The sequence below is a fragment of the Domibacillus sp. 8LH genome, from assembly GCF_038806185.1.
Classification (GTDB): Bacteria; Bacillota; Bacilli; order Bacillales; family Domibacillaceae; genus Domibacillus; species Domibacillus indicus_A.
The window spans coordinates 1-19,616 of the sequence record NZ_JAVJNG010000003.1 but is presented as its reverse complement, the minus strand read 5'-3'; the positions used below and the strand labels follow the sequence as shown (position 1 = coordinate 19,616).

The following is a 19,616-nucleotide window of genomic DNA, read 5'->3' as shown; positions in this document are numbered from 1 at the left end:
GCGCCTGCCCCATGGAAAGCGCCGCCGATCCATTCCATTCATGTGCACGGGTCGTCCATATAATTTGTCTACAGTCTGATACATTTCAACTGAAATGTATCAGCATTCGAGCAAAATGCGAAAGCAGGCTTTTATGGGAAGCCTCATACATTTGAAGGGAAGGGCCTTCTTATGAACAGGAGAGAATGCGTCTGGAAAAAGTACTTTTTCTTGCAATGCAGCGGTCTTGAATAGCAAAACCTGCTTTCTCAACCATTTTTTCAATCGGATCAATAGACACGACAACGAGCCTGTCGGCAATGCGCCGTGCATGTGTTAAAATGGACTGCAGCTCATCAGGCGTTGCATGTGTATACAGATTATATGGCATATCAATAATCGCTACATCATAATGCTCTTCTACTTCTTCAATCGGTCCGAGTGTGACACAGCCTTCGAGGCCAAAGTAAGCCAGGTTTTCACGCGAGCCTCCGACAACAAGCGGATTGATATCGCGCCCCTCAATGTCCATCCCCATTGATAAAGCTTCCACTAAAACAGTCCCGATCCCGCAGCATGGATCGACAGCCCGAATGCCTTCCGGCTCCGGTACAGCAATATTCGCCATGACCCGGGCATCCCGGGCACTGAGCGCTGTTGAATATTCACGCGGCTTTTGAATATGTTTCATCCATACACGCTTGTTTTTCTCATAACGCCCCAGATACCAGTGTCCGCCGCAAGCCACAAGGCCAAAAAGGTGATCCGGATTTTTCAAGTCCGCTTCCCCAATAATTTCCCAGCCAATGGCTCGTTCAATTTCCAGCCGTTCCTGATATTCCACCTTTTTTTCAGGCGGAAGGTCGTTCGTTTTTACAAAAATCGCTTTAAATGTTTCACTTCCTATATCGATGCTGCCAGCTTTTTGAACGATGTCAGCCACCGAATCCGCCTCAAGAAGCACTTCTACTTTTTCCCGTATAAACGGGCTTCGATTTACATCCAGATCGACACTGCTTTTCACTACCGGCCCGGAGGCAGACGAACCGAAAAAAGCGCGCAGCTCCATTTCAGCCAGTTCTTCGTCTTCCTCACTATAATTCACTGTATAAATAAATTCGTTCACATTGATCCTTCTTTCTATTATCCTCTGCTTCATTTATTTTGACATACTTTTCTCCATTGGGCTCCTTTTTTTCATGGAAAATAAAAAACCCTGACGATTATTCGAAATCGTCAGGGTTTTTATCTTCAGGGCGCTTTTCCTTTTTATCCTGTGCGCGCTGCGGTTCGATATCTTCACCGCGCTCTTTCTTTCGTTGCTGCTCTATTGAGTCATTGGACTGTTTGTTTTCTTCTGTCATGTGAATGTGCCTCCTTTGATCTGTCTCTTTTACGTTATTTCCACATTTTCTTGAAAATAAACAAAGATTATAATCTGGCACCATTTAAAAGCAAAAGGACTACTTCTTTTTTAAGATGCCCACCGTTCGCACCATTGATCCAATAAACATGACGAGTGCGCCTGCAACGAGCATGATGAGAAACGTATTTTTTGGAATGACACCCATCGGATAAAGAAGCCCGCTCAAAATAGCGATTAGTCCAATAACTGTTAATGCCCAGCCGAATTTAATCATCATCTTACCTGCCTTACCTGCTTTTTCTGCTAGTGTACCATACGCCGGATTGTATTTCATACCTAAAACCAGTACACTTATTCTACTATAACTATGATTAACGTAAAGGATGATCCAGACGTGAAAAATTTCACTGCACTTGATTTCGAGACGGCGAACGCCAGCCGAAGCAGTGTTTGTTCGATTGGGCTGGCAAAAGTAGTCGATGGAGAAATCAAAAAAACGTACTATTCGCTTGTTAATCCGAAAGAGCGGTTTGACAGCCGGAATATCGCCGTGCACGGCATCCGGCCGGAAAATGTAGCGAACGCGCCCTCGTTTAGCGATATTTTCGATGAAGTAATGGCTTTTATCGGAGAGGATCCAATTGTGGCTCACTTTGCCCAATTCGACATTAGCGTCCTGCGCAGCACAGCTCAAAAACATGGGCTGTCCCTGCCGAATAATCCATATTTCTGTTCCTGTATGCTGGCAAAATCTATGTTGAAGCTGCCTTCTAACAAATTGAATGTAGTAGCCGGCCACTTTAACTTTACATTCAATCATCATAATGCGCTGGAAGATGCCGTTGCCTGTGCAGTCGTGGTAAACGGTATGATGGAACGCCACGCTTCGCTTGCTGCCTTTCTCCAGGAAGCGCAGTATGGATTCGGCTATATTCACGGCGAGTCTTTTCGCAAAAAGAAGCCGGACAAGCCGGCTCCAGTTCAAAAGCCAAAAGCAGATGCGGGCGTACATCCTTTTGCGCAAAAAGCCATTTCATTTACCGGCACGCTTACGTCTATGAAACGGCAGGAAGCCATCCATATTGTCCAAAGCCTTGGTGCCAGCATTCATCCTACCGTTAAAAAGAACACTGATTATTTAATCGTCGGTGAATCTGATGCGAAAAAATACCGAGACGGACAGCTTTCCGCCCAAATTCAACGGGCAAAAAACTGGCAGTCAAAAGGCGGAGCCATCAAGCTCGTTTCTGAGCAAAAATTTTTCAAAGCAATCCGTTTATAAAAAGAACGCACTTCTTATTTGAGTGCGTTCTTTCAGTGTGTAGCCAAAGTCTTTCGTTTTTAAAAAGAGCCGATAAGTGGTCTAGAAGATCCATAAGCAAGAAATGAATAGAAATTTCCTCTTTTTTACACAGAAAAACACGACCTTATTCACTCTATACAATCTTTTCGCAAGCCAATTGGCGGCGGGAGGGCGGCGCAGCCTCCTATGTATGGGACTAGCGGGCAGCGGAGACCGGTAGAACCGCCAGGCGAAGCCGGGCTCAGCGCCTGACCCATGGAAAGCGGAGCTGCCCGGACGCCGCTGATCTATCCCATTTATGTGTACGGTCATCCCTATCATTTGTCTACAGTCTGAAAGTACGCACTTCTTATTTGAGGACGTTCTTTTTGCTCTGTTTTGGCCAAATGAAATAGCTGGCTGTTATTAGAAGATCGATCCCTAATACAAGCGTCCAAATGCGCAAAATCTGCCAGAGTGCTTCTGTTCGTTCTCCCCCGGCAACCAGCAGGATGATACCATACAGCAGCCCGGCTCCAATTCCGTAAGCGAAAACATGGCGTATAGTGTTTTTCAAATCCTGCTTAGCAAAAGCAAAGCCTGTTTTCGACACCGGCTTGCTGCCCTCTTTCAGCACATAGTGGCAGAATGTCTCATCGGCCCATCTGATCATGCTTTTCCCATAAGCAATGGAAACACCGATATAAACGGCCGCAATGCCATGAGCCATGCTGGCCGATGCTCCTCTTTGAAGATCTGTTACTGTAAATACAAGCAGCAGCAAGTCTATTATGGGGGTAAGCGCTAAAAAAAGCAGACCCGCTTTTTCCTTTTGGAATACATATCTTATTGTTAAACCCACTCCGATAACCACCCAAAACGCTGCTTCACACGCAATAATAAGCCAGGCAACGGTATCCATCTTTTCCCCCTCTTTTAAATAATACATTTGTATTATTTAAAAGATAACACATTTTCTTATTAAATACAATCGTATTAAAAAAATGGTTTATTGCCCTCTTTTTTGTTACAATCGGTATATGCCAAAAATCGTCGATCACGAAAAGCGAAAAAAACAAATTGCCGAAGCAACCTGGACTATTATTGTAAAAAAGGGAATAGAAGGGGCGACCGTTCGTGCCATTGCTGCTGAAGCCGGGGTTTCTCTCGGCTCGCTACGTCATTATTTTTCCTCCCAGGAGGAACTGCTCCTATACGCGATGGATCTCGTTAAAGAGCGGGTATCTATCCGGATTAACCGCCTTTTGCAATCAGAGGATTCTCCAGAACAAATTAGTATTCGCATCTTGCTTGAGCTTATTCCATACGATGCTGAAAGCCAGACAGAGATGTCTGTCTGGTTTCACTTTGTCATGAACAGCCTGCCGTATGCCCAAGAAGAGGAGGATGGCATACGTGAAGGGATCGAGCGGATTATGACAGGACTGTTCGAGGGCGGATTGCTGAAAAAAGAAGTGGATGTAAATCTGGAAATCGAACGGCTTTATGCTCTAGTGGACGGTCTTGCCCTTCATGCGATGCTTCACCCTAAGCGGCTGTCAAAGGAGAAAATAAAAAAGGTGATTGTTCATCATATGAACACATTATTTCACCAGCCCGTCGAAGAAGCAAACATATAAAAAGGAGCAGGGTTACAAACGGTTGATTGTAACCCTGCTCCTTTTTCTTTATGAAACTGGCAGAGTCATACAAAATGTCGTGCCGGCTTTTGAGGTGGACATTAACTCGATGGTTCCGCCGTGGCTTTCCACCATTCGCTGGACGAGCGGCAGTCCAAGCCCTGTCCCGTCTTCTTTAGATGTTGAAAAAGGATCAAAAAGCGTTTTTCGCATCCCGTCGTCTATTCCTGTACCCGTATCCTGCAAGTAAATGCGGTACCAGCCTTTTTCAATCGTTGATTGAATGGAAATATGGCCTGTTTCCTCTATCGCTTCTATACTATTGCGAATCAAATTATGAAAAATCTGCTTCATTTGATTAGGATCCACCTGCAGAAGATGCGGATCCAGTGAAAAAGTAAACTCAATATCTTTTTGCAGTGACTGTGTGATAAGCGGGAGGATATCCTGGATTAAATCTTCTATTTTGACTTCTTTTAATCTCGGGGCCTCCGGCTTCGACATCAGCAGCATATCTTCAATAATCGTATTAATCCGGTCCAGCTCTTTTAAAAGAAGAGGCAGATAATACTGCTTTTTTTCTTCTCTGGAGAAAGAGTGATCCATTAAAGAAAGAAAGCCTTGAATAACAGCGAGTGGATTTCGTATTTCATGGGCAGCACCAGCTGCCATTTCACCTACCACTGCCAGTTTTTCCGACTGCTGCATCCGCCGTTCAAGCTCGCTCATTTTTGTAAAATCGATAAAATAAAAAATGCGGCCAATTCTCTCTTCCCGTTTATTTACTAATTCGGCTTGAGACACAAGCAGCTGATAAGATTGTTTACCAGTCATAAAAGGAATTTTTTCATTTTGGCAAATGCGCTTATCTTTTAATATTCCCCAGAACTTCTTGTTTTTGTGATCTGCTTGGGCTAAATGCTGTACGGTGTCTTCTCCTGCCTCTAATAAGTGCTTGGCAAACGTATTTAAAGAAAAGGCGTCCGTTTTATCGTCACTCGTTATAATTCCAACAGGCAATGAATTTAAAATTTGTTCCTGATAAATTTTGCCCTCTGTAATGGTATGAAACGATTCTTTTAAACTGGCAGACATTTTATTAATAGAGTCGGCAATCAGTTTCAGCTCTTCCTGCTCCACTTCTGTCACTGTCAAACCGTAGCGGCCGCCTGCAATTTGATCTACACTTTCAACCATTTTTTCGATTGGTTTTGTCAGCCCCTTGCTGATCCGGTGTGACCCATAAATCGACATGATCAATGCAGCCGTTGTCAGAAATAATAAAATCACGAGAGCTGCTTCAATAATTCCCGAAAACCGGTCTGCCTGCCCGCTTAGTGAAGAAAGTGTCTCCGTTTCTTTTTCTCTAAGGCTCAATTTTAAACGATCCAGCTCCGGCAGGTATTGCTCCGTTACATACGCTGCTGCTTCATCTGTATTACCATTAAGTAAAAGCCCCTGGACATTATTTTCGATTAAAAAGTCTAAACGGTCGATATCCCGGCTAAACGTCTCAAGTGCCGACGGAATCACGACCTTCTCGTTCCCGGGAAACTGGGCAGCTTTTTTGTCCTGCTCCTTGTATACTTCTACAAGCGTATCATTGAGACCGCCGGATAGATAACTTTCGACGATATACTTTTTAACATTAAGATCTTCCTGCCAGTAAGAAATCCAAACCATTTCAGGGATATCGTTTTTATTAATCCGCTGACCAACGCTTTGAACGTCTTCAATAGATCGTACAAAAACAAGTGAAAACCCGCTTAATAAGAGGGTATTGACTAACAGTACAGTTAAGATTTTGTGACGGAAAGACATATGAAGAAATTGTTTTTTCATAACCTGCTTCCTTTTGCATCAGTTCAACTTGTCCGTTTCCTCTTGAATCCGCTGCTTTTCTTTTTCTGTATACATGGGGCCAAGCGGCGCAAGGGAATACACGCCGTCCTCATTGGTTAACATGGCAATCCCGCCGGGCATCCCTTCCCGGCTGAAATAATCATCCATGATGGCCTTGTAAACTTGTGGTATATCGTTCACTACACTGGTTAGAACAACCTCTTTTCCCATGTAAGACTGATCATCCATATAGCCGATTACGTAAACTCCCCGCTTCAATGCATAATCAATGACCGCCCGGTTAAACTCATTCCCTCTAGAGTAAAGAACGTCCACTCCATCGTCAATCATTTCTTTGGCTACTTGAACGGCTTTTGTCCCATCTTCCCAATCACCCACGACCTTATAGTAAAACTCCGCCTGTGGAGCCGCTTTTTTAAGCCCTTTTTCAAATCCAGGATGAAACAGCCGGTCTTCTATCGGATCGATAAGGCCTATTTTATTCGTTTTTGTTTTCATAGCAGCAGCCAAAGCGGCGATTCGCTCAATATCAACCGAATTCTGCTTGTACATATAAGCAGTATGGTTCTTTTCTTTTGACTCACCATTTAAATTTGCAAACTGCACGTCCGGATAATCGGCGGCAGCTTTATCAAAAGGCAGGCTGTACTCGCGTCCGTGGCCAACAATGACTTTTGCCCCACTTTGAACGGCCTGGTCAATGATTTTCCTCATTTCCACCTCGGACCGTATCTCACTTACCAGCTTCGCCTCAACTGGAAACTCATCTTCTATTTGAAGCATTCCTTTATAAGCAAGGCTGCTCCAGCTTTGGTCTTCTATGGCATCAGCTGTTAAAATATAAACTTTCACTTTTTTTTCTGTTTGAACAGCTGTTTCCTTCTGTACAATCTCTTCTGCTTTTAAACTAACCATAACCAGGATCGCGACAGCTGCAGTTAAAGCTGCCGCTAAAATGATCCTTCCACGTTTGACCATAAGTACTAAACACCTTCTAACCGGTTTATTTATCGAAAAGTATTATTTCTACTTTGATAGTAAATCATGAATCTGTAAAAATCGACATTTTTTCTTTATGGAATCGCTTTATCGATTATTTTTTTAAAGCTTTATCGTGATTAATTTTCAATGAGAGGATAGAACGAACCCGACAAAATAAAAAAACGCCGTAATGGCGCTTTTAGGCTGTTGACAAACGCCTGCTTTCCTACGTTGTCTACACTCTCAAACGCCATGCGGCGCCCTTTTGTTAGTGGTGATGGTGCCCGCCTTTTGATGAGTTCGTTACAACAAACCCTTCCTGCGGCACATAGAAGTATTGAACGAAAATTCCATCAAGAAACTCTTCACGGCTGTCGAGGATAATATCAATATCTTTATCAGTGTGAACGACTACATCATGCTCTTTTGGCGTATCGAGCGTAATCGCATAATGCGCATGATTGCCATGATGTTCCGTGACTGCAACACGAATCATTTTTCCTTCCGCTTCAGGTGTATCAAGCATTTTTTTCAGTGCTTTTGCGGCTTTTTGGTTGACCTTGCATCTCATTTTCTTTTTCTCCTTCCATTGTAAGGACTTCTTCCAGTGTAACGCTTCACAGCCGAGAATGCTAAAGTTCTGCTTTTTTCTTATTTCCTTTATTTTACCAGCCAACTTCTCTGCCGCTCACAAGGAAACCGGGTGCTGAATAAACTAAATCAACAACTCTTTGTACCCTCTTGCAAAGAATAAGCATACATTTTTCGTAATGCGGCAGCTTTCATGAAAACACCCCAGCTAAATGGCCAAAGGAGGATTCACGTGAAGAAAGCGCCTATTATCGGCATCACCAGTTCATATGTCCGCCAAACGTTAAATTCAGAAGGAGTTTACGTTCATCATGATTACCATCGTGCTGTACTGAAAGCCGGAGGCATCCCCGTTATTTTGCCGTCTGTCCCCCCAAATACTATTCCTTATTATCTTGATCTATGTGATGGTTTTATTTTAAGCGGTGGGGAAGATGTGGACCCGATGTACTACGGCCAGGCTCCTCATGCAAAAATGGGTTCAGTGTTTGAAGAGCGCGATGAGTTTGAGCTCGAGCTGACAGCTTTGCTTTTAAAGAAAAAAAAGCCGATTTTGGCCATTTGCCGTGGTCTGCAGGTATTAAATGTCGCACTCGGCGGCACACTCTGGCAGGATGTTCCGAGCCAGGTGAGCAGCCACATTCAACATGCACAAACGTATCACCGCTCTCTTTCCATTCACGAGGTTACTCTCGTTCCCCATTCACAATTAGCCAAAATGATGGAAGCAGATAAAGTAAACGTTAATAGTCTTCATCATCAGGCTATCGACGCTTTAGGAAAAGGACTCTCAGTTGTCGGCCACAGTCCGGATCACTTAATTGAAGCGGTGGAGATGGATGGAGATGTTTTTGTGATCGGAGTACAGTGGCACCCTGAATCGATGGTGCCAGGGAGCACGGAGATGAACCGTCTTTTTTCTTCTTTTGTTTGTGCTGCCGCCCATGGCAATAAAGATAATGAACGAGGTGCATAATAGCCTTTTAAACGCTTTGTGTCCTGCAGCAAGCACTACAGGCTTGATTTAAAAAACGCTCGGATTTTTTCATCCGGGCGTTTTTCTTGTTTTAACTGTATCCTTTATCTGATCCTTGAAATTTTTTTGATTAAAGCCGGTTTGTTCTTTCACCGGCCATCTCTCAAACGGCTGCCTTCACCTTATTTCCCTTTTTTCACTTCGTGAAGTAAGCCTGGAAAATTAGTGAAGATTCCAGTTACACCCCAGTCAATCAATGTTTTCATTGTTTCTTTATCATTCACTGTATACGGGTGAATTTCGAGTCCGCTCGCCGTTACCTTTTGCACATATTGTTCGTCAATAAATGTATAGTTCGGACCAACGCCGATGGCATAGTCTTTGATCTCTTCAATTTCTTCATCCGTAATCACAGCGTCGGCTGTATACCAGAGCAATTGAACAAGCTTAACGGAAGGGTCAAGCCCATGCATTTTCTCAAGACTTTCCGCGCTAAAGGATTGAACAAGAAGCTTATCTTTGTCAATTCCGTATTTTTCTACAAGGCGAAGCAGTTCGTCTTCCATGCCTGGGTACACTTCCGGAGATTTCGTTTCAATGTAATAGAATTCATTTTTTCCAAACTTTTGAAAAACCTCTTCAAGCGTTGGCACCGTTAATCCTTCATACGATGCTTTTGCATACTGCGGGTAGGTTTCATTAAACCAGCTGCCTGCATCGAGTTCTTTAATTTGGTCCAGTGTAAAGTCTTTTACAAGCCCTGTTCCATTTGTCGTACGGTCGAGCGTTTCATCATGCATCGCAATTAGCTGGCCGTCTTTTGTCATCTGCAGGTCAATTTCAATATAATCGCCTTTTAATTTTTCTCCCATTTCATAGGATACAAGAGTGTGTTCAGGTGCGTACCCTGAAGCACCTCGGTGCGCTACGTTGACAATGTCTTTTTGTTTTTCTTTTGCCATAGCCCCGCCCGCTTCTGAAACAACGCTTGCTCCTACCAGAAGTGTCAAAGCTGCAGCCATCCATTTTTTCTTCATTTCTTCATCTCCTATCTGCTTTTCTATCCCTTTAACACTCTATCAGCATATTGTTAATTTTCTTTTAATTTAAAATGAAGTTTATTAGGAGATAAGATTAATTTTTAATGATGGAAACACATTTACTCAAAAGAGGAAAAATAATACAGTTGTTGGACTAAAGAAACAGAAGCGAAAAAACATCCTTTTGCGGACCAAGAGTTCTCCTACGCGCTGGAATCACTTCCTAAACAAATGGAATATTAAGCGATTTCAAACATAAAATGCGCACACTATGATTAAGATTCACTCTAACGGGCAAGCTAAACTGTTCTTTCATATCCAATCATTTGTTTTCGCCGTGCCTGCTTCTCTGTATATGGCGTAAACGTTTTACTTACAGTATTTCCTCAATTGCCTGACTCATACGAGCCATCATTTTCATTCAAAACGGCCTGATAATTTTCCTCCAACTCCCCATACTATATCAGCGGACACGCAAATTTCATTCACTTGGGAGGGATGGAAATGAGAAATAAAGCAAAAGATTTTCCAATAACAACCATGAAAGGTGAAGCCGGAAAAGCACGGGCTAAAGCGGCTTACGCCTCTAAACGGGCTGACGGCTCCATTAATACCCATCCACAGGAAAGAATGAATGCTTCCTCGCATCGATCAGAATAGCGGAAGGAGGTTTACCAATGGGAAGAGACGAGCATAAAACAGGCAGCCACGGTGACCGGGGTCTTTCACAAACACCAAAAAATTTAAAAATACCGGCTGACAGCGTGAATGAGGAATATGCCCGCGAGCTGGCGGAAATCACCCGCTTACGAAACAAACGGCTCGGCAAAGCCGGCCATTCCGAAAAATCATAAAACGGGAGGTGGCAGCATGGAACTACAGCGCGCTAAACAAATTGTTTCCAATTCATCCGTTGATATTGATGTTGAATTTAACGGTGTATCTGTTTGGATTGACGAAGTACACGAAGACACAAATACAGCGACCGTTCACCTGCGTGGTCCTGGCGAAGAACGGACACAAGTTGGGATTGAAGACTTAAAGGAAGTCACACACTAATGAGAGAGGGCTGTTTCCTTTTAAAAGGAAACAGCCCTCTTTTGGAGCTTTTATTCACATTTTTCAACACAGGCTGATCAAATTTTTTAAGCCGGGCTAGGCTAAGCACTTCCGCTCTTTTCCTTGTCATAACCTTTTCCTACTGTAAGAATAAATCAGTTTTCACTTCAAAGGAACGAGAAAAGCCCCCTGTTTTAAAAAACAGGGGGCTTCTTCCGTATATGTCTATCCGTTTACATCGTCTGCTTTAATGCTTCAAGACGCTCTTCTACTTCTTCTGCTGTTAGTCCGTGCTCAGCGATGTACCGGTTGCGCGGATGTGTCCGGCATTCGTCTGAACAGCTACGCAGGAAGCGGTGTTCGGACTCTCCGGATGCCAAAATCTTTTTGTTGCATTCCGGATTGGCACAGCTGACATACCGTTCGCACGGTTCACCGGTAAAGTAATCTTTGCCGACTACATTCGGATTTACGCGGTTGATCGGCACACTGAGGCGGTCGTCAAACACAAAGCACTGGCCTTCCCAATTCTCGCCGCGTACTTCCGGATCTTTTCCGTAAGACACAATACCGCCGTGCAGCTGGACAACATCTTCAAAGCCCTCTTTTTTGAGGAAACCAGAAAATTTCTCGCAGCGGATGCCGCCCGTACAGTACGTAAGAATTTTCTTTCCTTCAAGTTCTTCCCGGTGATCCCGGATCCATTGCGGCAGTTCACGGAATGTTTCTACATCCGGACGGATGGCGCCTTTGAAATGGCCAAGTTCGTGTTCATACGTATTACGCGCATCAAGAATTACTGTATTTTCTTCTTTCATCGCCGCCAAAAATTCTTTTGGCTCTGCATATTTACCAGTCAGCTCAAGCGGATTTACGTCATCTTCAAGGCGAAGCGTCACCAATTCAGGACGCGGACGCACTTTTAATTTTGCAAAAGCATGTTCTTCTGCTTCATCGATTTTAAAGACCATGTCTTTAAAACGCGGATCCGCATGCATCGCCTCCATATATCGCTCCGTTTGCTCGACTGTTCCGGATACAGTGCCGTTAATGCCTTCTTTGGCAACCAAAATACGCCCTTTCAGCTCAAGCCCCTCGCAAAACTGCTTATGTTCCTTCGCAAACGTTTCTGGATCATCTATTGGTACATATTGATAATAAAGCAATATTCTGTACATCTTTTTTCCTCCACCTATTTACTTCTTTTTTCTTTTGGTATCATATCATGTTTATCCGCATTATGGGGATTTGATGCACTGGGTGCAGGAGAGGAGTTTTATCCACTTTTTTATTCTTTGAGCTCCACTGCCTCAAGCTGTTTATCAGCTCAATGGCCCTTTCGCTTCTTTCTAGCCATTTCATAAAACTTTTTCTTTTTCATAGGAATAAGGGATCAAATAGATGAATAGAATATTCGCAGCTAAAAAAGTAAAAATAGATAAGAATTTTAAAAGAAAATACTTACATAAATACAGCAAAATGTATAAAAATTAACAGCTCTTCTTAACAATCTTTAAGAAAAATATGGTGGTATAGCCAAGCGGTAAGGCAAAGGTCTGCAAAACCTTCATCCTCGGTTCAATTCCGAGTACCACCTTTCAAAAGAAAAGGCCGGGTCCACAGTTAGTATGTGGATCCGGCCTTTTCTTATGCAGATGCGGACATCCTTTGCAAAAAGGAAAAGAACCTTTTGCCTCTGTTTTCTTTTCCTGTCGGCTAACCTTTCACTGCCTGTTTCTGTGCTGACAGCTACATGCATTTATGTGACAGAAAGCCGGTATGCTTTGACAATAATTCCGTCGTTAGCTGGTTCAAAATCAAACTGAGGCATGCGCTCAAAGCCCAAACGCTCATAAAGGCGCACAGCTGCTTCCATAAAGTCAGCTGTATGAAGGCCAATATAAGGAAGACCGCTTTCTTTTGTCTGCCGGATACAATCATTGATCAGCGCTTTGGCTGCCCCTTTATTTCGGGCCTGCGGATCAACCGCCAGCATTCGGATCTCTGGGTAATCCAGCATATCAACAAGCCCCGTATACGCGTCTGACTTCGCCGGAAACAGAGCTACACTGCCGATCACTTGCCCTTCTTCAACCGCTACAATCAGTTCAACGCCTTCTTGCTCATCTGCGTTAGATGAGACAGCGCTTTTTAATGCCTCCCAATGCCCGGGAGGGATTTGTTTTGCATGCTCTTCATACGATTTTATTCTTTGCTTACGAATAGATGCTTTTTCACTTGGTAATGCCTGCCGAATCGTAATCATCTGATTCACCTTTTTCACATTCCTTTTTTGATTATTTCATCTATAAGCCCCAGCTGGCAGCGACACTTTTTTGTTCAATCTGTTTGTGGGCTGACAAACTAAACAGATTCTCACATAATGTCGGGAAATTCTGAAGCCGCTCCCTTTATACTTACGAATAACACAACTGCCGCTGATTTTATAAACATGTTACCATTGGATTAAGAGGGATGGAATCTTTTTTGTTGAACACAGGGACTTTAGGTGCGAAATAAAAAACAGCCGAAATCACTCCGGCTGTTTTTTCTATTCTTTATTTGGACAAAGGAGACGCTTCATAGCTGTTTACATCCAAAGGCGCTGTTAAAAATTCGGACGCTTTACCAACGAAAGCCGTAAAGTGGCTGCTCGTATTATGGAAGGCCACTGCATCTGCATCCTTCCATACTTCTACCATTGTGTACGCATGCGCCTGCTCGGTGTCTTTCATTAAATCATAAGCAATGTTTCCATCTTCCGCTCTTGATCCTTCAATAAGCGGACGAATTTCCTCCAAAAATGCCTGTTCTTTTGCTGGATTCACTTGAAAGCGTGCATGAATAATAATCATTTTTATATCCCCCTTTTTTCTTATCGCCACTCTGTAATTTGGTCAACAGGCAGCCGAACCGACTGATAGCCTTGATTTGCCGCTTTGCCAATAGAAATAAGCATAACCGGATAATAGCGGTCCTTGTCCAGGCCAAACGCCTGGGCAATCTCAGCTTTCTCAAATCCGCCAATTGGATTTGTATCATACCCATGCGCCCGGGCTGCAAGCATAAGCTGCATGGACACAAGCCCGGCATCAATTAAGTTCATTTCTTTTAACTGATCCGTTGTCATAACTTCAAAAAAACCTTTGATTGATTTGACCTGCTGATTTTTTACATCTTCTGGCATAAACCCTTTTTGAACGGCTGTGTCATAAATTCCGTCCAAATAGTCACTGCTGTTCATATCAGCAAACACGGCGATTACAGCAGCAGACGTTTCGACCTGGGACTGGTTGAACCGGGCAAGCGGCGCAAGCGTTTCTTTTCCTTCCGGTGTATCGATCACAAGAAAACGCCATGGCTGCAGGTTCACCGAAGAAGGTGCAAGCGATGCCGTTTCTAATATTTTCTTTATTTCCTCACGGCTGATTTTAACCGACGGATCATAATACCGAATCGAACGGCGGCCGGTTACAATTTCCTGAAAATCATTTGTTTTGATGTGGTTCATCGATGTTTCTCCTTTATGTTCACTCAATGTTTTCGACGTTTTGCTGTATACGGGCAAGCAGGTCAGCAAGATGAGTACGGTCAGCTTCCGGCACATTCTGCAGAACCTGCTGAATAAACCGCTTTTTTTCGCTGCAGTAGCCTTCCATCCGGCTGCGCCCTTCTTCGGTCAAACGAACGAAGGTAACGCGGTTGTCATCCGGGTTTTTGCGCCGCACAACAGTGCCGCGCTCCTCCAGCTGCTTGAGATGCCGCGTTACAGCCGCATGATCAATATTTATCCTTTTCTGTAAAGCCGTCTGGCTGATCTCTTCTACTTCAAACAACACATGCAGCAGCTCTAAGCGAGACTGGCTTACACCTGTACATCTTTCAAACTTTGGCATAATCCCCTTGTTGATTTCGTGCAAGTGGTAAATGATTCGCTCATCTTCCTCGTATAAATTGGTCAAAAACACCTTCTCCTATCCGTCTCCTCAATTCATTGACGGGTCAACATTTGATCCATCAACTAATATACAGGATGTGTATATGTGCGTCAAATTATTTGCCCTGACAGCGGATACGGCATTAAACAACGGCTATATTAAAAATGAGCAGGCCCCGAATGTTTTCAACCGGCACTCTTTGGATAAAAAATGAACACGACGTTTATAGGAAAAAGTGTCCCAAAAGGAGTGTTTTTTATGTGGATAGATATCATGGTACCGATTGACCACCCTGGTTTTTTACCGGGCTTCCAGGCTGTTGCACCAGAACCATATATGTTTGACCAGCAGGACCGGTTTACAAGCTATCGACACGAGGATTTTCCTTATACACTTATGAAAGATGACCATCATCAATGGTATCTTGCCGTACGCTGGGAATGTGAATCGCTGACCGAGGTGAAATATGCACGTCAGGTTCACCGCCCTTCCTATATGGACGAGCAAACAACATTAAAGTTAGTCGATTATATGAATGAAACAGGCTTCAGCGCCAGGATGGCTGACTTCGACAAAGCGTTTGTTCATACAACGGTTTTTGCCGACAGGCTGGAGAAAGTGCCGGCAGACCGGCAGCTGCGAATAGCCAATGCGGACGGAGAAGATGATCCCGCAGTTATTCGGAACCTGCACTTTATCGATAACCTATATAAGAGCAGGCGGACACGCTTTCTGTCTGGATTTGAAACGTACTCGATCGCTACCATTACCGAAAACCGCTTCTACCTCGAGCAGGTGCACCTGCCCGCATCGGCTTCTCTTTATTTGCAGTATTTTGTTTATTACCATCGATACGGACATGTTCCTTCTAAACAAATGATGGCCAGGCTGCTCGAAAATTTATGGGCCTCTACCCAGGCGATGAACACAGGATGGAATCCAGCACTTTTCACAGCAGAAACCATCCCGGAAAATTGAACCATCTGCCGGACGGCTACAGTGTGCCTGCTTTCTCACGCTGGTGAGTAAAGTCAATACGGCACCCGCCTTTTGTTTGATTGCCCTCAACGATAAGTGAATGCAGCCGATGCTCGGCGGTAAACACAATAGTGCCTTCTTCGTCTTTTGTAAACGTCCGGCTCCAGATAGGAGATGTTCGATCCTGCCACTCGAGGTGCAGTTCTCCTTCTTCGACCTTCACTTCATAGGCAAGCGTGACTGTACCCCCTTTGCTGAAGTAGAAGGAATATTCATCAACACCATGAAACCTTTTATAAGAAATCCGCAGGTGTTCAAAGCTCTGCTTATACACATAGCGGATTTTCGTTACAGTCCTTACTCTCAGCCTGCCTGTTTTCCAAAGAAAAAAGCCAATGAGCCCGATGACTGCGAACGGTGCGGCCTCACTGGCATAAGTGATAAAATGATTTGGCATATACGTATTTCTCCTTCGGGGATCCTATGTATTTTTTACTATTATGCTAAATGCAGTTTAAAATTTGATACAATAAAAAGGAGCGGCAAGCGCTCCTTTTTACTCTATCTGGCTTTCAAGAAACGGCTTAATGTCATCATCCAAAATCGCCGTATCCCATGGATGCCAGTAGTAGGTTATTCCATCATATTGCACGCTGTATTGATACGCAACCGCCTCGCCGGTATACAGTACAATATGATACGAGACACCTTCTTTTTGCGTATTTGGTGTAAAGGAATCAACCGGTTCGCTCGTCGTTAACAGTTTTAATAAATACTTTAAATCTGAACCGGAGATACTTCTTCCCTGTTTTTGTCCATCCGGGAAAACTTCAGCCCGGATTACCTTTTCAATTGGCACATTATCAAAATGCCACCTATAGCCGCCCGCTTTTGTTGAGTAATAGAGCTTGTATCCATTCTTCGCTTGTTTATCCCTTACAGCCAGCAGACCCGGATGTTCTTTAACGGCATAAAGCCCTGTTCCTTTTCCATAAAAAGCGGCATCGCCATCCTTTGGTTTATAGGATGGCTCGGTAATATGGCCCGCTACCGTAAAGGTGACCTGTCCAACTTTTTCGCCAACTGCATTTTTGTCTGCCAAAATTCCGGTATGAATGCCGTGATACTCCACTCCATTCCATTTAACAAAATCAACCCAATCAATGGCATCTGCCTGGCCTTCTTCCGGATCACCGGAACGACAGCCTGCAAGCAAAACAGCTAACAGAATCAAAAAAGCGTAGTGTCTCAACAAATCCCTCCTGCCTTGTGAATGGCTTCGCCTCGCTGCTCTTTTATAGTATTCGATGCAGGCTGGAAGATCCCTCCGTGCAGAAAGAACGATTGGAAAAATGGGGTATTATTGTTTGAAATATCCTTTGGACGGGCATGCTGATTTTTACCTGTCATAAAAAGAAAGGAGCAAAAAAATGAATGAAGCAATCCGCTTGGTTCTGTCCATGGAATGGCTCACTGAACAAAATATCGTGCGTGTGGTCTCTTATAGCTTTTTCTTTGTAACGATCGCTGTGTTTCTCTGGCAGCTATTTCGCTCCATTGCAGCAATTAAAACGGCAAGAGCGCAAAAAAAGATTGGATTTCGAACCATCGTACAGTGCCTGGGCGCGTTTTATTTGCTTGTGGTAACCCTCCTTGCCGCCGGGATTAATGGGCTTTCGGGCATTTTCTGGGTACATTCATTTATCGGCTTTTCCCTTACCTGTATTTTTTTTATGGACAGGGCTTCCAAAAAAGGCGTGCAGCCGGCGAAATTAAAACGGCGTTCCATGAAAAAAGCCAATTCTCATTAAAAAAAGAGAATTGGCTTTTTGGTTTATATAAAAAGATTATCTTGATTTTACTTTAATGATTGCTTCTCCATATTGGTCCATAGACTGGCGGAAGCTGCTTACTGCTGCAGCGATTGCCTGTACGTATTTTCCAAAACCTGCTTTTTCTTTTAATACCATTGCTGTATCGATCATATATTTAGTCATTTTATTATCTCCCCTCATCGCTCGTATCTTGCCTTTATTATCCTACACACCCTCAAAATTGAAAAACCCAAAGAAAACGGAAACATTGGCTATGTAAGCGTGCATCATCGCCTTTTTTCTAACTCTTGCTTTCATTTTCTTTGTTTTTCTTCTTTTTTTAAAATAGAAAAGCGCCGGTATTATTCCGGCACTTTGTTCATTCGTTTATAAACAATTACATAATTGACAGCCATAATAATCAGCACATAGACGCCGTACAGCCCAAACGAAAACCATTTGTTTTCCGCAAAGCTTGCACCAGCAAATGACAGCAGAAGAATATTCGGCAGCTTTCCAATCGCTGAAGCGAGTAAAAACACAAATCCGTTAACACGGCTTAATCCGCAGACAATGTTTACAACAGGAGATGGAACAACCGGCACTAAGCGCACAAGCAGAATCGCCAGAAACGCATTTTTGTGCAGCTTGTCTTCATAGTCCTTCACCTGTGGATATCGGTCAAGTTTTGCCTGTGCCCATTCTTTAAAACCGTACCGGGCAATGTAGAAAAACAGCATCGTTCCAATCATGGAACCGCTGAGTGTAACAAGTACGCCTTCTGCCGTGCCGAAAATACCACCAATGAGTCCGGCCAGAACCGGAAACGGCACGAGCGGAACAAACACACAGATCGCCACGAGCAGCATGCTGACTAAAACAGCATATGTGCCTCCTTCATTTACAATAGCAAGCAGCCCTTCTTTTTGTGTAATGCCAAGCAGCAGAATGCCGGCCAGAACGGCAATGCTGACGATTCTTTTGATCATACTGCACCTCTTCTTTCCTCACGTTGCTGTGTTTAGTTTACCATAGATAGCCTCCGCAAGGCTCGTTTAAGAGGATAAAATAGATTGAAGGGCTTTGTCTAATGTTGGAAATAAAAAGGTATAGCCTGCACGCTCCAGCCGCTCTGGAAGTACCCATCGGCTTTTAAGCACGAGCTCGGTTTCTGTCCGGATTACTTTAGCGCCAAGCTCGAGCAGCCATTCGGGCGCAGGAAGGCCAAACCCCACATTTGCCGCTCTGCGCAGGGCTGCCATTAATTCATCATTTTGAACGGGGTTAGGCGCCGCACAGTTAAATACTCCGTTTAATTCAGGCCGTTCATTTAAAAACATGATAATTCCAAACAAATCCTCGAGATGAATCCAGCTGAACCGCTGCCGGCCGCTTCCTTGAGGACCTCCAAGACCATATTTCACCAAGTTCCGGTAAGGCGTCATAACGCCACCCCCTGGTCCAAGCACAATGGCGATGCGCAGGGCAACTTGCCGCGTTTTCGGCAGATCAAATGAAAAAAACGCTTCTTCCCAGCCCCTGGCAACATCAACTGAAAATCCTGATCCAACCTCTCCTGCTTCTTCCGTCATTGGCCTGTCTTCTGCATGCCGGTAAATGGTAGCTGTGCTTGAATTAATCCACATCTTCGGCGGGTGTTCACATGTCTGCACGGCTTCACCAAGCCGTTTCGTCGTACTTGTCCTAGAAAGCATAATAGCTCGTTTATTTGTTTCATTATACCGGCAGTTGACCGATTTTCCCGCTAAATTTACAAGCAGCTCCGCCCCGTCCAGTGCTTCGATCATACGGTCTTTGTTTTCCCAAGAAATGTGGGGCTCCTGCCGAGAAATGATGTGTACTGTATAGCCAAGCTCCTTACATCGTTCCTCCATGTACCGGCCGATAAATCCCGTTCCGCCTGCTAACACAACTTTTTTCATGTTAAAACCCCGTTCTTTGAAAGATTGGTTTTTCTGAAACGCGCTTCGCTGATTCTTCTTTATTTTAGCATAATAAGGGAATATTTTCCAAAAAAAAAAAAAAAAAAAAAAAAAAAAAAAAAAAAAAAAAAAAAAAAAAAAAAAAAAAAAAAAAAAAAAAAAAAAA

At 43.8% G+C, this 19,616-nt stretch carries 26 protein-coding genes and 1 tRNA gene; 9 read left to right on the top strand and 18 right to left on the bottom strand.

The window, feature by feature from the left end:
• Positions 1-169: 169 nt before the first annotated feature.
• From RG959_RS06555 to RG959_RS06545, 3 genes are all read right to left on the bottom strand, one after another.
• Positions 170-1,123 carry a TRM11 family SAM-dependent methyltransferase gene (locus RG959_RS06555; RefSeq protein ID WP_483298856.1) on the bottom strand — a complete coding sequence of 318 codons (954 nt, stop codon included), beginning with the start codon at positions 1,121-1,123 and terminating at the stop codon, positions 170-172.
• A 79-nt stretch (positions 1,124-1,202) separates the two neighbouring features.
• Positions 1,203-1,343, bottom strand: coding sequence for a 3-methyladenine DNA glycosylase (locus RG959_RS06550; RefSeq protein WP_242232282.1), 141 nt, complete (start codon positions 1,341-1,343; stop codon positions 1,203-1,205).
• A 99-nt stretch (positions 1,344-1,442) separates the two neighbouring features.
• Positions 1,443-1,679, bottom strand: coding sequence for a hypothetical protein (locus RG959_RS06545; RefSeq protein ID WP_342796453.1), 237 nt, complete (start codon positions 1,677-1,679; stop codon positions 1,443-1,445).
• Between the two features lie 60 nt (positions 1,680-1,739).
• On the opposite strand from RG959_RS06545, the gene RG959_RS06540 reads away from it, so the two are divergent.
• Positions 1,740-2,627 carry an exonuclease domain-containing protein gene (locus RG959_RS06540; protein WP_342796452.1) on the top strand — a complete coding sequence of 296 codons (888 nt, stop codon included), beginning with the start codon at positions 1,740-1,742 and terminating at the stop codon, positions 2,625-2,627.
• A gap of 370 nt (positions 2,628-2,997) precedes the next feature.
• Here RG959_RS06540 and RG959_RS06535 read toward each other — a convergent pair whose 3' ends face one another.
• Positions 2,998-3,549: a hypothetical protein gene (locus RG959_RS06535; RefSeq protein WP_342796451.1), complete on the bottom strand. Its 552-nt coding sequence runs from the start codon at positions 3,547-3,549 to the stop codon at positions 2,998-3,000.
• A 118-nt stretch (positions 3,550-3,667) separates the two neighbouring features.
• Here RG959_RS06535 and RG959_RS06530 point away from each other — a divergent pair, with 118 nt between their 5' ends.
• The gene (locus RG959_RS06530; RefSeq protein WP_342796450.1) at positions 3,668-4,267 is read left to right on the top strand and encodes a TetR/AcrR family transcriptional regulator; all 600 of its coding nucleotides are present in this window, start codon (positions 3,668-3,670) and stop codon (positions 4,265-4,267) included.
• A gap of 48 nt (positions 4,268-4,315) precedes the next feature.
• On the opposite strand, the gene RG959_RS06525 is transcribed toward RG959_RS06530, so the two are convergent.
• The 3 genes from RG959_RS06525 to RG959_RS06515 all read right to left on the bottom strand — a co-directional run bounded on the left by RG959_RS06525 (position 4,316) and on the right by RG959_RS06515 (position 7,682).
• Positions 4,316-6,109, bottom strand: a complete 1,794-nt coding sequence (locus tag RG959_RS06525; RefSeq protein WP_342796449.1) for a sensor histidine kinase — start codon at positions 6,107-6,109, stop codon at positions 4,316-4,318.
• An 18-nt stretch (positions 6,110-6,127) separates the two neighbouring features.
• Entirely contained in the window at positions 6,128-7,108 is a 981-nt protein-coding gene (locus RG959_RS06520; RefSeq protein WP_342796448.1) for a BMP family ABC transporter substrate-binding protein, read from the bottom strand.
• A gap of 271 nt (positions 7,109-7,379) precedes the next feature.
• On the bottom strand, positions 7,380-7,682 hold the full coding sequence (locus tag RG959_RS06515; RefSeq protein ID WP_251270473.1) for an iron-sulfur cluster assembly accessory protein: 303 nt from the start codon (positions 7,680-7,682) through the stop codon (positions 7,380-7,382).
• Positions 7,683-7,934: 252 nt separating this feature from the next.
• Between RG959_RS06515 and RG959_RS06510 the strand changes: the two genes are divergently transcribed.
• Positions 7,935-8,678 (top strand): gamma-glutamyl-gamma-aminobutyrate hydrolase family protein, encoded by a 744-nt coding sequence (locus RG959_RS06510; protein ID WP_342796447.1) that lies wholly within the window; start codon positions 7,935-7,937, stop codon positions 8,676-8,678.
• Between the two features lie 182 nt (positions 8,679-8,860).
• On the opposite strand, the gene RG959_RS06505 is transcribed toward RG959_RS06510, so the two are convergent.
• Entirely contained in the window at positions 8,861-9,715 is an 855-nt protein-coding gene (locus tag RG959_RS06505; RefSeq protein WP_342796446.1) for a glycerophosphodiester phosphodiesterase, read from the bottom strand.
• Positions 9,716-10,222: 507 nt separating this feature from the next.
• Here RG959_RS06505 and sspK point away from each other — a divergent pair.
• From sspK to RG959_RS06490, 3 genes are read left to right on the top strand one after another with little or no spacing between them, the layout of a single operon-like run.
• Positions 10,223-10,378, top strand: coding sequence for a small, acid-soluble spore protein K (sspK, locus tag RG959_RS06500; RefSeq protein WP_251270475.1), 156 nt, complete (start codon positions 10,223-10,225; stop codon positions 10,376-10,378).
• Positions 10,379-10,395: 17 nt separating this feature from the next.
• The gene (locus tag RG959_RS06495; protein WP_242232293.1) at positions 10,396-10,572 is read left to right on the top strand and encodes a YfhD family protein; all 177 of its coding nucleotides are present in this window, start codon (positions 10,396-10,398) and stop codon (positions 10,570-10,572) included.
• A gap of 16 nt (positions 10,573-10,588) precedes the next feature.
• Positions 10,589-10,777 (top strand): H-type small acid-soluble spore protein, encoded by a 189-nt coding sequence (locus tag RG959_RS06490; RefSeq protein WP_242232294.1) that lies wholly within the window; start codon positions 10,589-10,591, stop codon positions 10,775-10,777.
• 233 nt (positions 10,778-11,010) lie between these two features.
• On the opposite strand, the gene trhO is transcribed toward RG959_RS06490, so the two are convergent.
• Positions 11,011-11,955 (bottom strand): oxygen-dependent tRNA uridine(34) hydroxylase TrhO, encoded by a 945-nt coding sequence (gene trhO, locus RG959_RS06485; protein ID WP_342796445.1) that lies wholly within the window; start codon positions 11,953-11,955, stop codon positions 11,011-11,013.
• A gap of 348 nt (positions 11,956-12,303) precedes the next feature.
• On the opposite strand from trhO, the gene RG959_RS06480 reads away from it, so the two are divergent.
• Positions 12,304-12,374: transfer RNA gene (locus RG959_RS06480), tRNA-Cys, on the top strand.
• Positions 12,375-12,536: 162 nt separating this feature from the next.
• On the opposite strand, the gene RG959_RS06475 is transcribed toward RG959_RS06480, so the two are convergent.
• The 4 genes from RG959_RS06475 to RG959_RS06460 form a co-directional block, all read right to left on the bottom strand.
• Entirely contained in the window at positions 12,537-13,043 is a 507-nt protein-coding gene (locus RG959_RS06475) for a GNAT family N-acetyltransferase (protein WP_342796684.1), read from the bottom strand.
• Between the two features lie 292 nt (positions 13,044-13,335).
• A complete protein-coding gene (locus tag RG959_RS06470; protein WP_309086879.1) occupies positions 13,336-13,632 on the bottom strand; it encodes a putative quinol monooxygenase in 297 nt (98 codons plus the stop codon).
• Positions 13,633-13,652: 20 nt separating this feature from the next.
• Positions 13,653-14,288 carry a nitroreductase family protein gene (locus RG959_RS06465; protein WP_342796444.1) on the bottom strand — a complete coding sequence of 212 codons (636 nt, stop codon included), beginning with the start codon at positions 14,286-14,288 and terminating at the stop codon, positions 13,653-13,655.
• 19 nt (positions 14,289-14,307) lie between these two features.
• Entirely contained in the window at positions 14,308-14,739 is a 432-nt protein-coding gene (locus RG959_RS06460) for a MarR family winged helix-turn-helix transcriptional regulator (protein ID WP_342796443.1), read from the bottom strand.
• Between the two features lie 234 nt (positions 14,740-14,973).
• Here RG959_RS06460 and RG959_RS06455 point away from each other — a divergent pair, with 234 nt between their 5' ends.
• Complete coding sequence (locus RG959_RS06455) at positions 14,974-15,693, top strand: hypothetical protein (protein ID WP_342796442.1); 720 nt, start codon at positions 14,974-14,976, stop codon at positions 15,691-15,693.
• Between the two features lie 16 nt (positions 15,694-15,709).
• Here RG959_RS06455 and RG959_RS06450 read toward each other — a convergent pair whose 3' ends face one another.
• Entirely contained in the window at positions 15,710-16,150 is a 441-nt protein-coding gene (locus tag RG959_RS06450) for a hypothetical protein (protein ID WP_342796441.1), read from the bottom strand.
• Positions 16,151-16,249: 99 nt separating this feature from the next.
• A complete protein-coding gene (locus RG959_RS06445; RefSeq protein ID WP_342796440.1) occupies positions 16,250-16,945 on the bottom strand; it encodes a hypothetical protein in 696 nt (231 codons plus the stop codon).
• A 178-nt stretch (positions 16,946-17,123) separates the two neighbouring features.
• Here RG959_RS06445 and RG959_RS06440 point away from each other — a divergent pair, with 178 nt between their 5' ends.
• Complete coding sequence (locus tag RG959_RS06440) at positions 17,124-17,504, top strand: hypothetical protein (RefSeq protein ID WP_342796439.1); 381 nt, start codon at positions 17,124-17,126, stop codon at positions 17,502-17,504.
• A gap of 36 nt (positions 17,505-17,540) precedes the next feature.
• On the opposite strand, the gene RG959_RS06435 is transcribed toward RG959_RS06440, so the two are convergent.
• From RG959_RS06435 to RG959_RS06425, 3 genes are all read right to left on the bottom strand, one after another.
• A complete protein-coding gene (locus RG959_RS06435; protein ID WP_342796438.1) occupies positions 17,541-17,690 on the bottom strand; it encodes a hypothetical protein in 150 nt (49 codons plus the stop codon).
• A gap of 179 nt (positions 17,691-17,869) precedes the next feature.
• Complete coding sequence (locus RG959_RS06430) at positions 17,870-18,496, bottom strand: TVP38/TMEM64 family protein (protein WP_342796437.1); 627 nt, start codon at positions 18,494-18,496, stop codon at positions 17,870-17,872.
• A 66-nt stretch (positions 18,497-18,562) separates the two neighbouring features.
• Positions 18,563-19,450 (bottom strand): TIGR01777 family oxidoreductase, encoded by an 888-nt coding sequence (locus tag RG959_RS06425; RefSeq protein WP_342796436.1) that lies wholly within the window; start codon positions 19,448-19,450, stop codon positions 18,563-18,565.
• Between the last annotated feature and the right edge of the window lie 166 nt (positions 19,451-19,616).

Coding starts and splice junctions, on each gene's coding strand:
- RG959_RS06550 (WP_242232282.1), bottom strand. CDS start 1,343: ATGACAGAAGAAAACAAACAGTCCAATGACTCAATAGAGCAGCAACGA.
- RG959_RS06545 (WP_342796453.1), bottom strand. CDS start 1,679: ATGAAATACAATCCGGCGTATGGTACACTAGCAGAAAAAGCAGGTAAG.
- RG959_RS06535 (WP_342796451.1), bottom strand. CDS start 3,549: ATGGATACCGTTGCCTGGCTTATTATTGCGTGTGAAGCAGCGTTTTGG.
- RG959_RS06530 (WP_342796450.1), top strand. CDS start 3,668: ATGCCAAAAATCGTCGATCACGAAAAGCGAAAAAAACAAATTGCCGAA.
- RG959_RS06525 (WP_342796449.1), bottom strand. CDS start 6,109: ATGAAAAAACAATTTCTTCATATGTCTTTCCGTCACAAAATCTTAACT.
- RG959_RS06520 (WP_342796448.1), bottom strand. CDS start 7,108: ATGGTCAAACGTGGAAGGATCATTTTAGCGGCAGCTTTAACTGCAGCT.
- RG959_RS06515 (WP_251270473.1), bottom strand. CDS start 7,682: ATGAGATGCAAGGTCAACCAAAAAGCCGCAAAAGCACTGAAAAAAATG.
- RG959_RS06505 (WP_342796446.1), bottom strand. CDS start 9,715: ATGAAGAAAAAATGGATGGCTGCAGCTTTGACACTTCTGGTAGGAGCA.
- sspK (WP_251270475.1), top strand. CDS start 10,223: ATGAGAAATAAAGCAAAAGATTTTCCAATAACAACCATGAAAGGTGAA.
- RG959_RS06495 (WP_242232293.1), top strand. CDS start 10,396: ATGGGAAGAGACGAGCATAAAACAGGCAGCCACGGTGACCGGGGTCTT.
- RG959_RS06490 (WP_242232294.1), top strand. CDS start 10,589: ATGGAACTACAGCGCGCTAAACAAATTGTTTCCAATTCATCCGTTGAT.
- trhO (WP_342796445.1), bottom strand. CDS start 11,955: ATGTACAGAATATTGCTTTATTATCAATATGTACCAATAGATGATCCA.
- RG959_RS06475 (WP_342796684.1), bottom strand. CDS start 13,043: ATGATTACGATTCGGCAGGCATTACCAAGTGAAAAAGCATCTATTCGT.
- RG959_RS06470 (WP_309086879.1), bottom strand. CDS start 13,632: ATGATTATTATTCATGCACGCTTTCAAGTGAATCCAGCAAAAGAACAG.
- RG959_RS06465 (WP_342796444.1), bottom strand. CDS start 14,288: ATGAACCACATCAAAACAAATGATTTTCAGGAAATTGTAACCGGCCGC.
- RG959_RS06455 (WP_342796442.1), top strand. CDS start 14,974: ATGTGGATAGATATCATGGTACCGATTGACCACCCTGGTTTTTTACCG.
- RG959_RS06450 (WP_342796441.1), bottom strand. CDS start 16,150: ATGCCAAATCATTTTATCACTTATGCCAGTGAGGCCGCACCGTTCGCA.
- RG959_RS06440 (WP_342796439.1), top strand. CDS start 17,124: ATGAATGAAGCAATCCGCTTGGTTCTGTCCATGGAATGGCTCACTGAA.
- RG959_RS06435 (WP_342796438.1), bottom strand. CDS start 17,690: ATGACTAAATATATGATCGATACAGCAATGGTATTAAAAGAAAAAGCA.
- RG959_RS06430 (WP_342796437.1), bottom strand. CDS start 18,496: ATGATCAAAAGAATCGTCAGCATTGCCGTTCTGGCCGGCATTCTGCTG.
- RG959_RS06425 (WP_342796436.1), bottom strand. CDS start 19,450: ATGAAAAAAGTTGTGTTAGCAGGCGGAACGGGATTTATCGGCCGGTAC.